Annotated in this window: 10 protein-coding genes; 1 reads left to right on the forward strand and 9 read right to left on the reverse strand. The window is 73.9% G+C overall.

Annotation, left to right across the window (positions count from 1 at the left end):
• Nucleotides 1-1,986, forward strand: a 1,986-nt coding sequence (locus tag QOZ86_RS17510; protein WP_284493257.1) for an HNH endonuclease signature motif containing protein, incomplete at its 5' end; no start/stop codon positions are given.
• 16 nt (nt 1,987-2,002) lie between these two features.
• On the opposite strand, the gene ligA is transcribed toward QOZ86_RS17510, so the two are convergent.
• The 9 genes from ligA to QOZ86_RS17550 form a co-directional block, all read right to left on the reverse strand.
• Nucleotides 2,003-4,159: an NAD-dependent DNA ligase LigA gene (gene ligA, locus QOZ86_RS17515; RefSeq protein ID WP_284493258.1), complete on the reverse strand. Its 2,157-nt coding sequence runs from the start codon at nt 4,157-4,159 to the stop codon at nt 2,003-2,005.
• Nucleotides 4,160-4,216: 57 nt separating this feature from the next.
• On the reverse strand, nt 4,217-5,227 hold the full coding sequence (locus QOZ86_RS17520) for a methionine synthase (protein ID WP_284493259.1): 1,011 nt from the start codon (nt 5,225-5,227) through the stop codon (nt 4,217-4,219).
• Between the two features lie 42 nt (nt 5,228-5,269).
• A complete protein-coding gene (locus QOZ86_RS17525; RefSeq protein ID WP_284493260.1) occupies nt 5,270-7,114 on the reverse strand; it encodes a bifunctional metallophosphatase/5'-nucleotidase in 1,845 nt (614 codons plus the stop codon).
• A gap of 126 nt (nt 7,115-7,240) precedes the next feature.
• Nucleotides 7,241-8,350: a tRNA 2-thiouridine(34) synthase MnmA gene (gene mnmA / locus QOZ86_RS17530; RefSeq protein WP_284493261.1), complete on the reverse strand. Its 1,110-nt coding sequence runs from the start codon at nt 8,348-8,350 to the stop codon at nt 7,241-7,243.
• Nucleotides 8,351-8,360: 10 nt separating this feature from the next.
• Nucleotides 8,361-9,566 (reverse strand): cysteine desulfurase family protein, encoded by a 1,206-nt coding sequence (locus tag QOZ86_RS17535; RefSeq protein WP_284493262.1) that lies wholly within the window; start codon nt 9,564-9,566, stop codon nt 8,361-8,363.
• Complete coding sequence (locus tag QOZ86_RS17540) at nt 9,563-10,963, reverse strand: MFS transporter (RefSeq protein WP_284493263.1); 1,401 nt, start codon at nt 10,961-10,963, stop codon at nt 9,563-9,565. The genes QOZ86_RS17535 and QOZ86_RS17540 overlap by 4 nt, the downstream gene beginning before the upstream one ends.
• Nucleotides 10,897-11,421, reverse strand: coding sequence for a helix-turn-helix transcriptional regulator (locus QOZ86_RS21055; protein WP_348637987.1), 525 nt, complete (start codon nt 11,419-11,421; stop codon nt 10,897-10,899). Before QOZ86_RS21055 ends, QOZ86_RS17540 begins: the two co-directional genes overlap by 67 nt.
• Nucleotides 11,422-11,560: 139 nt before the next feature.
• Nucleotides 11,561-12,523, reverse strand: coding sequence for an electron transfer flavoprotein subunit alpha/FixB family protein (locus QOZ86_RS17545; protein ID WP_284493264.1), 963 nt, complete (start codon nt 12,521-12,523; stop codon nt 11,561-11,563).
• A 33-nt stretch (nt 12,524-12,556) separates the two neighbouring features.
• Complete coding sequence (locus QOZ86_RS17550) at nt 12,557-13,336, reverse strand: electron transfer flavoprotein subunit beta/FixA family protein (protein WP_284493265.1); 780 nt, start codon at nt 13,334-13,336, stop codon at nt 12,557-12,559.
• Nucleotides 13,337-13,422 lie beyond the last annotated feature (86 nt).

Genomic DNA, 13,422 nt, shown 5'->3' on the forward strand with positions numbered 1-13,422 from the left:
GGCGCGCCGGTGGCCGGCTGGGCGTCGGGGCCGTTGGGTGCGGTGCAGGTCGCCGATCGGGAGATCGCCCGGCAGACGGCGGCGCGGGCGCGGGCGGTGGCGGAGTTCGCGGCGTCCCGGCCGGCGTCGGCCGACCGGCAGCCCGGTGAACGCGGTGCGATGAGCGCGGCGCGGCGGGCGGCCCGGCCGGCGGTGCTGGCCGATGTGTCGGAGTGGGCGGCCCAGGAGCTGTCGATCGCCCTGGGGTCGAGCAAGGAGGCCGCCGGGCAGCTGCTGGAGCGCTCCCTCACCCTGGTGCACCGGCTGCCGGGAACGCTGGACGCGCTGGAGTCCGGGCTGTTGCACGCCGGGCACCTGTGGGCGCTGCTGGAGCGGGTCGCGCCGGTTCCCGATGACCGGAAGCGGGCCGAGCTGGAGCGGGACGTGCTGGCCTGGGTGGCTACGCGGGCCGGCAAGCGGCAGCTCACCACCCCCGCACAGCTCGGTGCGAAGCTGCGCCGGATGGGTCTGGGCCGCGACCCTCGGGAGGAAGCGAACGAGCTGCTGGCGGCGCTCAAGGAGCGTGGGGTGTGGGCACGGCCGGACCGCCGCCCCGGCATGGCGGCGCTGACCTCGCTGCTCACCCAGCCCGAGGCCCAGGCGGTGGTCGACGTCCTGGGCCGCTACGCCGACGCCCTCGACGACCCCGCCGACCGCCGCACCCGGGGTCAGCGGATGGCCGACGTGCTGCTGGACCTGGTGCTGCGCCCGGGCGAGAGCCGGCTGCCGCCGGTGCAGGCGCAGCTGACCGTCGTCGCCGGCGTCCGCACCGTGCTCGGCGGCAGCCAGGCCGGGGAGATCGGCGGCGAGCCGGTGCCGGCGGAGATGGTCCGCGCCGTCGCCCGCGCCCTGGGCCTGCTGCCGACCCCCGCAGCCGGCCCGGCGCCTCCCGACCCCGTCGGCGGGGACCGGAGCCCCGAGCGACCGCTCACCCGGTGGGATCCCGAGGACCCGGCACAGCAGATGTGGCCGGACTGGCTGCGCGAAGCCGACCAGCGGTGGTGGGCCGAGCTGGAGGCCCGCGCCCTGGCCGGCGTATGGGCCGGTGAAGAGGATCCGCCACCGGAGGTGCAGCAACGGATCTGGGCGGAAGAAGCCCGGTGGGCCGCCCAGCCGCCGGCCGACGATCGCGAGTCCGGAGCAGCGCACACAGACGTCCTCACGCGGAAGGACCAGAGGTGGGCGGCCACGGAGTCCGATCCCTCCAGGTCGCCGACCCCGGTCGAACTGTGGCCGGCCGCGCATGCGGCAGTGGATGAAGCGAACCTCGCCCAGCTGGAGCTGGACCGGGCGATCGACCGCGCCTCCGGGGCGGTCGACCGGGCGCGACTGGCCGACCGCAAGGACGAGCAGAGCTGGCGACACACCCCGGACGGCCGGGTCGACGCGGCCCGATCGGACCTGGCAGCGCTGGCCGCGGCGACCGTCGCCCAGCGCGCCGAGCTCGCCGCGCTGCTCGACCTGTCCGGTGGTGGCACGCTGGTCGACCGGCCGCGCATCGCGGTCGTCGACGAGCTCACCGGCGCCCTGCTGGCGCTCACCGACAGCCGCGAACTACGCCGCCGCGCGACCTGCGGCCGCCCGGCCTGCCGCCGGAGACCGGCCCGCTGCGACCACGACCTCAGCGACCGCCCGGGCCTCGGCCCGCCGCCACCCACCGACGGCTACCGGCCCGCCGCCGACCTCGACCGGTACCTGCGCGCCCGTGACCACCGCTGCCGCTTCCCCGGCTGCCGCCGCCGCGTGCCCGGGAGCGGTGAACTGGACCACAACACGCCCTACCCCGACGGGCCGACCGCCGCGGAGAACCTGACCGGCTTCTGCACCGGCGACCACCGCGGCAAGCACCAGGCACCGGACTGGGCCTACGACCTGACGCCCGACGGCACACTCACCGTCACCACACCCACCGGAATGGTCGCCAGCACCGCACCGCCACCGTTCTGATGCGGAGGTCCAGGCGTCAGGAGTCGCTGCCGTCCCCGATCGTCGCGACCTCGCGGGCGGCGTCGGGGCCCTCGTCGAGCAGGACCTGAAAACCGTCGTCGTCGAGGATCGGCGCCTTCACCTGCACCGCCTTGTCGTACTTGCCGCCGGGGTCGGTGCCCACCACCACGAAGCCGGTCTTCTTCGACACCGAGCCGGTGACCTTGCCGCCGCGTTCCTGGATCGCCGCGATGGCCTGGTCGCGGCTGTGGTCACGGAGGGACCCGGTGACGACGACGGTCACGCCGGTGAGCGGACCGGGTCCGACATCCTCCCCCTCGTCGGCCATGCGGACCCCGGCCTGCCGCCACTTCTCGACCACGTCGCGGTGCCAGTCGACGGCGAACCAGTCACGGATCGACTTCGCGATCGTGGGCCCCACGCCGTCCGCGGCCCCGAGCTCTTCCTCGCTCGCCTCGGCGATGCGGTCGAGCGAGCGGAAGTCGCGGGCCAGTGCCTGGGCCGCCGTCGGGCCGACGTGCCGGATCGAGAGGGCGACCAGGACCCGCCACAGCGGGACGTCCTTGCGGGTCTGCAGGTTGGTGAGCAGCTTCGCGCCGTTGGCCGACAGGGTGCCGTTCTTCCTCGTGAAGAACGCCGAGCGCTGCAGCTGCTCCTCGTCGAGGGAGAAGAGATCCCCCTCGTCCTGCAGGAGGGAGCTCTGCAGCAGGGCGATCGCCGCCTCGTACCCGAGGTTCTCGATGTCGAAGGCGCCGCGGCCGGCCACGTGGAAGACCCGCTCCCGCAGCTGCGCAGGGCAGGAGCGCGCATTGGGGCAGCGGATGTCGGCGTCGCCCTCCTTCTCCGGCCGCAGTTCGGTGCCGCACTCGGGGCAGTGCGTGGGCATGACGAACTCGCGCTCGGACCCGTCGCGCGCCGCCACCACCGGGCCGAGCACCTCGGGGATGACGTCCCCGGCCTTGCGGATGACGACGGTGTCGCCGATCAGCACGCCCTTGCGCACGACCTCGCTGGCGTTGTGCAGCGTGGCCAGCTGCACGGTGGACCCGGCGACCTTGATCGGCTCCATGTAGGCGAACGGCGTGACCCGCCCGGTGCGGCCGACGTTGACCCGGATGTCCAGGAGCTTCGTGGTGGCCTCCTCCGGCGGGTACTTGAACGCGATCGCCCAGCGCGGGGCGCGGGACGTCGACCCGAGCCGGCGCTGCAGGGCCACCCGGTCGACCTTCACGACGACGCCGTCGATCTCGTGCGCCACCGAGTGCCGCTGCTCGCGGTAGCGCTCGATGAAGGCCCACACGCCCGTGAGGTCGTCGACGACCTCGTACCGGTCGCTGACCGGCAGCCCCAGCGCCCGCAGCCCGTCGTAGGCCGCCGACTGGCGGTCGGGCTCGAAGCCCTTCCGGACCCCCAGCCCGTGCACCACGAGGCGGAGCGGGCGCGCTGCGGTGACCTTCGGGTCCTTCTGCCGCAGCGAACCCGCGGCCGCGTTGCGAGGGTTCGCGAACGGCGGCCTGCCCTGCTCCACCATGGTGGCGTTGACGTCGGCGAACGCGGCGACCGGGAAGTAGATCTCGCCGCGCACCTCGAGCAACTCGGGCACGTCCGGCCCGATGAGCTGCTGGGGCACGTCGGCCATGGTGCGCACGTTGGCGGTGACGTCCTCCCCCGTGACGCCGTCGCCGCGGGTGGCGGCCCGGACGAGACGCCCCTTCTCGTAGACGAGGTCAACGGCGACGCCGTCGACCTTCAGTTCGCACAGGTAGCTGGCCCCGGCCGCGCCCTCGCGGTCGACGCGGGCTGCCCACGCCGACAGCTCGTCGCTGCTGAAGGCGTTGTCCAGGCTCTGCATCCGCTCCAGGTGCTGCACCGGGGCGAACGTGGCGGTGAAGCCGCCGTTGACCTTCTGGCTGGGCGAGTCCGGCGTCACCAGCGCGGGGTGCGCGGCCTCGAGCGCCCTGAGCTCGCCCATCAGCTCGTCGTACTGGCCGTCGCTGACCAGCGGCTCGTCGCGGACGTAGTAGGCGAAGGCGTACCGGTCGAGTTCCTCGGACAGGTCGCGGTGCCGGGTGCGGGCGTCGTCGGCCACCTCGGTGAGGTCTTCCCGGCCGGTCGGCGCCCCGACCGGCAGCTGCTCGACGCTGGGTTCCTCGGCTCCGGCCTCGCTGGTCACGCCGGAACGGTATCCGGCGGGTACGACGGCCAACCGGCGCTCACCCGGTCGGGGCGATCACTCCGGGCGCAGGTACTTCGCGGCCTCGCGGACCTGCCGCATCGCCGCGCGGGCGTAGGACGGCGTCGCCCCGGCCAGCCCGCACGCGGGGGTGAGCGTCACCGCGTCGGGCAGCTGCTGGGCCGGGAAACCGAGCTCGCTCCACCACGCCTGCACACGGGAGGCGGTGGCCTTCGGCGCGCCGAGCGGGGCGTCGGTGCCGGGCACGACGCCCAGCAGCAGGTGCACGCCGGCCTCGACGGCGGTGCCCACCGCGTCGAGGTCCTGGACCAGCCCCAGGTCGAACGACAGCCCGGCCGCTCCGGCCGCCCGGAACAGCTCCAGGGGCGTCCGCGGTGCGCAGCAGTGCACCACGACCGGGGCCGGCAGCGCCCGGACCACGGCGGCGAGCTCCTGCTCGACGACGTCCGCGGCCACCGCGGGGAGCTTGCCGAACCCGCTCGCGGTCGGCAGCCCACCCTGGAGGACGGCCGGAACCGACGGCTCGTCGAGCTGGACGACGACCTGTGCGCCGGGCACCCGGGCCCGGACGGCCATCACGTGGGCCGCCAGCCCCTCGGTGAGCGACTGCCTCAGGTCGCGGCGGGCGCCGGCGTCGGTGACCGCACGGTCTCCCCGGGTGCGCTCGAGCCCTGCGGCCAGCGTCCACGGCCCGGCGGCCTGCACCTTGAAGGGCCCCGTCCACGCATCGGCGACCTCGTGGAGCGCGTCGAGGTCGCGGGCGAGGAACTCCTCGGCCCGTCTCTGGTCGGCCCCCGGCCGGGGCACCAGCCGCCAGCCGGCCGGGGTGAGGTCGACCGCGAGGTCGACCAGTAACGCAGCCGAGCGTCCGAGCATGTCGGCACCGGCGCCCCGGCCGGGGAGCTCGGGGAGGTGCGCGAACCCGGGCAGCTCCCCCACGACCAGCCGCAGCGCCTCGGCGGGGTCGGTGCCGGGGAGGGACCCGACGCCGGAGGCCGGCCCCCACGTCGTGGGGACCGGCCTCGGGTCGGTGTCATCGGAGCTCACGGACGCGACGTTATCCGGTCGCGGCCGCGCACCCCTGCAGGGTCAGCAGGTGCCACGCACGGTGCTGAGGGTGGCGTGGTCGGCGGCCGGCGGGCTGACCGGCGAGTTCTGGCCGAAGTACTCGACCGCGGTCTCCACGTCCACCGGGCCAGTGGCCGGGCTGGTGCCCTTGGTGAACGCGGTGAAGCTGTCACCGCCGCCGATCAGGAAGGAGTTGGCCGCCACCCGGTAGCTGGCTGCCGGGTCGATCCGCACGCCGTCCAGCGTGATCGAGCAGGCGTCGACCCGGTCCCCGAAGGCCCGCGACGGGTCGAAGCTGTACGCGAACCCTTCCGAGGTCCCGAGCATCAGGGTGGACTGGCGGGCCTGGTCGGCCTGGAACTGCTGCTCCAGGACCTCCTCGATGTCCGCCCCGGTCAGCGTGACCACGTTGACCGTGTTGCCGAAGGGCTGGACCGCGTAGAGCTCGCCGTAGGTGACCTCACCGGCGGCGATGTCGGTGCGCAGACCGCCCGGGTTCATGAAGGCGATGACCGGCGTGCCGAACTGCGCCTCGTCCACGGCCTCCAACTGCATCTGCGCGACGAGGTTGCCCAGGCTGGACTCCTGGTCCCGGCTCGCGGCCCGCTCGATGTCGGCGCCGGCCGTCCCGACGACGCGGTTCCTGGCCTCGGCCGCACGGGCGTTCCAGTAGTCGACGATGGACTGCACCCGCGCGTCGGCCGCCGTCCGCAGGACCGGGACGTTCGTCGCGGCGTAGGTGGCCTTGCGGTCGACGTCGCCGTTGCTCGGCTTGATCATCACCCGGATGTCCGACACCAGCCGGCCGTAGTACCCGGCCGAGGTGACCAGCCGGTCCCGGCTGTCCGGCACGGGCAGCAGACAGTTGTACGCCGAGTGGGTGTGCGCGCTGACGATCAGGTCCACCTGGGGGTGGGTGCGCTGGTTGATGTCCAGCAGCGGCCCGCCGAGGTCGTCGCAGCCGTTCGGGTTCGCCGCGCTGGGACCCTGCTGGAAGCCACCCTCGTGGACCAGGACGCCGATCGCCTTGACCCCCTGCTTGAGCAGTTCGGGGACCACCCGGTTGATCGCGTCGGCCTCGTCGATGAACTCGACGTCGGCCACGCCTCCCGGGGAGACGATCGTCGGCGTGGACTCGGTCACCACGCCGATCAGGGCCATGCGCTCGCCGCCGCCCACGTCGACGATCTGGTACGGCGGCAGCATCGGCCGGCCGGTCTCGCGGTCGAGCACGTTGGCCGCGAGGAAGGGGAAGTCGGCGCCGTGGAAGGCGTGCTCGTCCGCTCCGAAGCAGCCGTCGACACCCGCCCGGAACGCCTCGCCGCCGAGCGTCTCGGGACAGGCCACCACGTCGTCGGTGTAGGTGCCGTCGGTGGCGGCGGAGACCCGGCGGAGCTCCTCGGTGCCGCGGTCGAACTCGTGGTTGCCCACCGAGGTGACGTCCAACCCCATGGCGTTGAGGACCTCGATCGTCGGCTCGTCCTTGAAGACGCTGGACTCGAACGACGAGGCGCTGATCAGGTCACCGGCGCCGACGAAGACCGACGCGGCCTCGGCGCCGTGCGCGGCCTGGAACTCCGCGGTCAGGCGCTGCACGGTGGCGGCGACGTGGGCGGAGCCGCCGACGGTGTCCTCGACGTCGTCGGGCGTGCCGTAGGCGCCGTCGGGCCCGGCGGCGGTCACCTGCAGGGCGTCGCCACCGGTCGTCTGCGAGATGCGGCCGTGGAAGTCGTTCATGGCGATCAGCTGGACCGGCACGTTCGGCTCGGCCTGGTGGGTGGCCGCGGCCGTCGTCGGGCCCGCGACCAGGGCGGCCGACGTCGCCGCCACGACGGCAGCGGTGAGGGTGAGGCGCGTTCTGCGCAAGGGAGGTCCTCCGGAGGACATGCGGGATCAGGCCGCCTGGGAGGGGCGGCCTGTACAGGGCCTGCTGTGAGCCGGGCCGCTCGCGCCGAGGGGGTGGCTCGCAGAAAAGCTAGCGGGCGCCCCGGGTCATGCCAAGGGGTAGTGACGAACCGTTTCGCCACGTTCACCGGTGGTATGTATCGCGGCCTGCCCCAGGACACGGTCGCCGCGCTCCGCGTCGGGTTCGTACAGCACCGCCGACTGCCCGGCGGCCACGCCCCGCTGCTGCTCCTGGAGCGCGATCCGCAGCCCGCCGTCGGCGTTCGCGGTCACCTCGCACGGCACGGGAGCGCCGTGCGCACGCAGCTGCACCTCGGCTCGGACCGGCAGCTCCGGAGCCGCCCCCGTCCACGTCGGAGCCCCGGTGACCACCACCTCGACGCCCGCGAGGTCGGCGGTGCCGATCGTGACCGTGCGGGTCACCGGCTCGATCCCCAGCACGTAGCGGGGCCGCTGGTCGCCGACGCTCACCCCCAGGCCCCGCCGCTGGCCCACGGTGAACCCGTAGGTGCCGTCGTGCTCGCCGACGGTCGCCCCGGTGGCGGCGTCCACCACGGGACCCGGGCGACTGCCCAGCCGGCGCGCGAGGAAGCCGCGGGTGTCCCCGTCGGGGATGAAGCAGATGTCGTGCGAGTCGGCCTTGCCGGCGACGGCGAAGCCGCGCTGGGCGGCGATCTCGCGGACGCGGTCCTTGGTCATGCCGCCGAGCGGGAACACGGCCGCGGCGAGCTGCTCGGGGGTCAGCACGCCCAGCACGTAGGACTGGTCCTTGGCCGCGTCCACCGACCGGCGCAGCTCGCCGTCGGCCAGCCGGGCGTGGTGACCGGTGACGACCGCGTCGAACCCCAGCGCCCGCGCCCGGTCGAGCACCGCGGTGAACTTGATCTTCTCGTTGCACCGCAGGCACGGGTTCGGTGTCCGCCCGGCGGCGTACTCGGCCACGAAGTCCTCGACGACGTCCTCGCGGAAGCGGTCGGCGAGGTCCCAGACGTAGAAGGGGATGCCGAGCTCGTCGGCGACCCGGCGCGCGTCGTGGGCGTCCTCGACGCTGCAGCACCCGCGGGCACCGCTGCGCAGGGTCTGCCGGTCGGGCGAGAGCGCCAGGTGCACGCCGGTGACGTCGTGCCCGGCGTCGACCGCGAGGGCCGCGGCGACGGCGGAGTCCACTCCCCCGCTCATGGCGGCGAGCACCCTCATGTCCAGTCCCTCATCGCCGCCCCATCCCGGCCCGGCGGGCGCGCTCCACGACCGGGCCGATCACGTCGAGCACGGCGTCGACGTCGGCGTCGGCGCTGGTGTGCCCGAGGCTGAACCGGAGCGAGCTGCGGGCGCGATCGGGGTCGGCACCCACGGCGAGCAGGACGTGGCTGGGCCGGGCCACCCCGGCGCTGCACGCCGATCCCGTCGAGCACTCGATGCCCCGGGCGTCGAGCAGCATGAGCAGCGCGTCCCCCTCCGCCCCCGGGAAGGACAGGTGGGCGTTGCCGGGCAGCCGGCCGGGGCCGGAGCGGACCACGTCGTCCAGCGGTGCACCGTTGAGCTGCGCGTCGGGCACCTGGCCGACGACGCCGGTGACCAGCCGGTCCCGCAGGCGTGCGAGCTCCGCGGCGCGTTCCACCCGGCCCTCGACGGCCACGGTGGCCGCCACGGCCAGCCCCACGATCGCCGCGACGTCGAGCGTGCCGGAGCGGACGTCGCGCTCCTGCCCGCCGCCGTGCAGCAGGGGGGTGCACTCGGCATCGCGGCGCAGCAGCAGCACCCCGGCGCCCATCGGGCCACCGAGCTTGTGCCCGGTCATGGTCAGCGCGTCCACCCCGGTGGCGCCGAAGTCGACCAGCACGTGACCCACGGCCTGCACGGCGTCGGTGTGCAGGGGAACGCCGACGTCGTGGGCGGTGACCGCCAGCGCGGCGATGTCGCTGACCGTGCCGATCTCGTTGTTCGCCCACATGACGCTGGCGACGGCGACGTCGGTGCCGTCGCCCAGCGCGTCGGCCAGCGCATCCGGGGTGACGCGCCCGGAGGGCGCCACGTGCAGCCAGGTGACCTCGGCGCCCTCGTGCTTGGCCAGCCACTCGACGCTGTCGAGCACCGCGTGGTGCTCGACGGGGCTGACCACGATCCGTCGACGACGGGAGTCGGCCTGGCGCCGGGCCCAGAAGAGCCCCTTCACCGCGAGGTTGTCGCTCTCGGTCCCGCCGCCGGTGAACAGCACCTCCGACGGCCGGGCGCCCAGCGCCTCGGCCAGCCGCTCGCGGGCCTGCTCGGCGGCCCGGCGGGCGGCCCGGCCGCTGGCGTGCAACGACGAGGCGTTGCCCACCCGGCCCAGCTGCTCGGTCATCGCGGCCAGGACCTCGGGAAGCATCGGCGTGGTCGCCGCGTGGTCGAGGTAGACCGGCTCCGGGTGGCTCATGACCCGCTCAGGGTAGTCGCGGTCAGCGACACGGCCGCCGGGCCGGCCGTACGGGCACCCGCCCGGGGCGTCACCAGGGCGCCGCCCAGCGCCACCAGGGTCAGCACGGCCACCCCGGCCAGCACCGCCGCCGACAGGGGCAGCGCACCGGCGGCGGAGGCGGCGACCAGCACGCCGACCACACCCACGAGCAGCGCCGAACCGGTGACGTCGGCGATCTGGAAGGCCGCCGAGTCCGCACCCCGCCGGTGCTCGGGTGACTGGTCGAGCAGGAGCACCCCCAGGCTCGGCATGCCCAGGCCCATGCCGAGGCCGGCGACCGCCCAGGTGAGATAGGCGGGCCAGCCGCCGATCCCGGGCAGCGTGATCAGCGCCGTACCGGCCAGCCCGGCCGCCAGCAGCAGGAAGCCGGCACGGAGCACGACCGTGCGGCTCCAGTCCGGCCGGCGGCCCTGCAGCTGGGAGGCGATCGCCCAGCCCAGCGCACCGGCGGTGAGCGGCACCCCGGCGGCGGCCGCGGGGTAGCCGTGCAGCTCGGTCAGCGCGAGCGGCAGCAGCATGTCCATGCCGAAGAAGGCGCCGGCGAGCAGCCCGCGGGCACCCACGACGGCCGGCAACCCCGGCCGCGCGGTCGCCGTCCCCGGTGGCAGCAGCGCCCGCAGACCCAGCGCGAGGGCGGCGAGCCCGGCGACGGCCACCACTGCCGCGAGGAGGTCCAGCCGCTGGCCGGCGTACTGCAGCGCGACGATGCCGGCCCCGGCCAGCAGCGCCCACCAGCGCCGCGCGGGCGCGGGGACGCCCCCCGGCCCGGGAACGGCCAGACCGCGCACGGCGGGCAGCACCAGCGCCAGGCCCAGCACGATCAGCGGCAGCAGGCCGAGGAAGACCAGCCGCCAGGTCAGGTGGGTGGTGAGCAGGCCGGCGAGGGTCGGGCCGATCAGCGCCGGCAGCACCCAGGCCGCCGAGATCGCGCCGAACAGCCGAGGCCGCAGGCGTGCCTCGTAGGCCTGCCCGGCCACGACGTAGAGGGAGACGGCGATGACGCCGCCGCCGATGCCCTGCACCGCGCGGCCTGCGACGAGCACCGCCATGGAGCCGGCCACGCCGGCGACGAGCAGCCCGGTGGCGAAGATCGCGACGCCGCTGAGCAGCGCCGCCCGGGGCCCCCGGCGGTCGCCCACGTCGCCGCCCACGACCATGCCGACGACCGAGGCGACCAGGTAGGCGCTGAACGGCCAGGCGTACCAGGCCAGCCCGTCGAGCTCGGCGACCGCGGTCGGCATCGCCGTCGCGACGGCCATCGACTCGAAGGCCACGAAGGTGACCAGCATCAGCAGCCCCGCGGTGGTGAGCCGGTGCGCCCGGTCGAAGACCGACGGCGCCCCGCTGGTGTCCACGCCCTCGCCAACTCCCTCCGGTCCCTGACGCTTCCCGCCCCGGACACGGTCGAGCGCCGACCCCCGCGGGGATCGGCGTTCGACGGTTCGGTGGAGTCCTGAAAGTGTCTGGCGTGCCAGACCGTGAACCCAACTGCCTGAAAAGGAAAGCGGGCGCCGTCAGCAATCATTGCGTCAACCATGCTCGAGGCGGCCACGGGTGTCTCGGCGCCCACCTTCACAGCTCGTCGGCTCGTGACCGCGACTGGCGGCGACGATGCCAGCAAGGCTCGGGGGAGGCGAAGCGCGTCCGCGAGAGCAAAAAGCTCCAGTGCAGAAAACTGACGGTCCCCCGCTTCGATCCTGGCCACGGCGGTGCGGTGGAGCGTCACCTGCTCTGCCAGCTGGCCCTGAGTCAGCCCCCGGGCGAGCCGGGCTTGCCGAACCCTGTCCCCGACGTCAGCCCAAGAGACAGCCATACGTGCGAATAGCGCACACTCGTGTCGTCCTGGCTGCTACATCCCCTGTGGCGTACCTGTAGCGAGTCACGGGGCTGGAAAGCGTAGAGCGCCGATCCCCTCTGGGGACCGGCGCTCGACGCGTGGTGGTGCTGTGCTGCTACTTGCGGGCGTTGATCTGCTCGGTGGCGGCCGGCACGACCGTGTTCAGGTCGCCGACGACACCGAAGTCGGCCAGCTCGAAGATCGGGGCCTCGGGGTCCTTGTTGATGGCCACGATGGTCTTCGAGGTCTGCATGCCGGCGCGGTGCTGGATCGCGCCGGAGATGCCGACGGCCACGTAGAGCTGCGGCGAGACGGTCTTGCCGGTCTGCCCGACCTGGAAGCTGTGCGGGTAGAACCCGGAGTCGACCGCAGCCCGCGAGGCGCCGACGGCCGCGCCGAGGGAGTCGGCCAGGCCCTCGATGACCGAGAAGTTCTCGGCGCTCGCGACACCACGACCACCGGAGACCACGATCGAGGCCTCGGTGAGCTCGGGGCGGTTGCTCTTCTGCTCGACGACGCGCTCGACGACCCGGACCTGCTTGGCCTGGTCGCTCACCGACACCGACACGGGCTGCTCGGCGCCTGCGGCCGGCGCGGCCTCGGGGGTGACCGAGTTGCCCCGCAGGGTGTAGATGGGCGTGCCGGCGGTGACCTTCGAGTGGACGATCGTCGCCCCGGCGAACGCGACCTGGGTCGCGGTGCCGTCGGCGGTGATCTCCGTGACGTCGGTGAGGAAGCCGCTGCCCGTCTTGACGGCCAGGCGGGCGGCGATCTCCTTGCCCTCCGGGGAGGACGGGATGACGACGGCGGCCGGGGACTTCTCGCCGACCAGCTGCGCCAGCACCTCGGCCTTGGGCGCCACCAGGTAGTCGTCGACGTCGGGAGACTCGGCGACGTACACCGTGGCCGCGCCGTACTCCGCGAGCTGGTCGCGGACGCCGGCCGCGGTGCCGGGGGCACCGAGCACGACGGCCGAGGGCTCACCGAGCGCGCGGGCCGCGGTGAGGGCTTCCAGGGTGGTCTTGCGGACGCCGCCGCCGGCCGGGTTCAGCTCGGCCAGGACGAGGATCTCTGCCATGGGTTTCTCCTCTTCGTTCGATCCGGGCCGGGCTCAGACGATCTTCTGGCCGGCGAGGAAGTCGACGAACTTCTGCGCGCCGTCGCCCTCGTCGGTGACCTTCACGCCCTCGCCCTTCGGCGGGCGGCCGGCGAAGTCGAGCACCTGCGTGGTGGCGTTGGCCAGGCCCACGGCAGAGGCGTCGACGCCGATGTCGGCCAGGGTCAAGGTCGTGACCGGCTTCTTCTTGGCGGCCATGATCCCCTTGAACGAGGGGTAGCGCGGCTCGTTGATGGTGTCCCAGGTCGAGACGATCGCCGGCAGCGGGGCCTCGAGGGCCCAGTAGCCGCCGTCGGTCTGCCGCTCCACCTTGGCGGTGCCGCCGTCGATGGTGACCTTGCGGGCACCGGAGAGCTGCGGGATGCCGAGACGCTCGGACAGCAGCGCCGGCATGACGCTCATCTGGCTGTCGGTGGCCTCCGCACCGCAGAGCACGAGGTCGTACTCCACCTGCTGGAGGGCCGCGGCCAGGATGCCGCTGATCTGCACGGCGTCGGAGCCGTGGATCGCCTCGTCGCTGACGTGGACCGCCTTGTCGGCGCCCATCGACAGCGCCTTGCGGATGGCGTCGGTCGCGCCGTCGGGACCGACGGTCAGGACCGTGACCTCACCGCCCTGCGCCTCCTTGATGGTGAGCGCCTCCTCGATGGCGTACTCGTCCATCTCGTTGATGACGTTGTCCGCGGCGGCGCGGGCGACGGTGTTGTCCGCCGGGTCCAGTTTGCGCTCGCTGCCGGAGTCGGGAACCTGCTTGACCAGAACGACGATGTTCATCGCCAGACCTACCTCCGCGATGGGGTCGGGGCGCGGGCACGAGGCCCGCCTGCACTCAAGATGAGATCTGCACCGATCATGGAGGC

Source organism: Blastococcus capsensis, assembly GCF_030165005.1.
Classification (GTDB): domain Bacteria; phylum Actinomycetota; class Actinomycetes; order Mycobacteriales; family Geodermatophilaceae; genus Blastococcus; species Blastococcus capsensis.

Bases quoted from the DNA above. Each gene is read 5' to 3' on its own strand.
- QOZ86_RS17545 (WP_284493264.1), bottom strand. From the start codon at position 12,523: ATGGCAGAGATCCTCGTCCTGGCCGAGCTGAACCCGGCCGGCGGCGGC.
- QOZ86_RS17535 (WP_284493262.1), bottom strand. From the start codon at position 9,566: ATGAGCCACCCGGAGCCGGTCTACCTCGACCACGCGGCGACCACGCCG.
- mnmA (WP_284493261.1), bottom strand. From the start codon at position 8,350: ATGAGGGTGCTCGCCGCCATGAGCGGGGGAGTGGACTCCGCCGTCGCC.
- QOZ86_RS21055 (WP_348637987.1), bottom strand. From the start codon at position 11,421: ATGGCTGTCTCTTGGGCTGACGTCGGGGACAGGGTTCGGCAAGCCCGG.
- QOZ86_RS17550 (WP_284493265.1), bottom strand. From the start codon at position 13,336: ATGAACATCGTCGTTCTGGTCAAGCAGGTTCCCGACTCCGGCAGCGAG.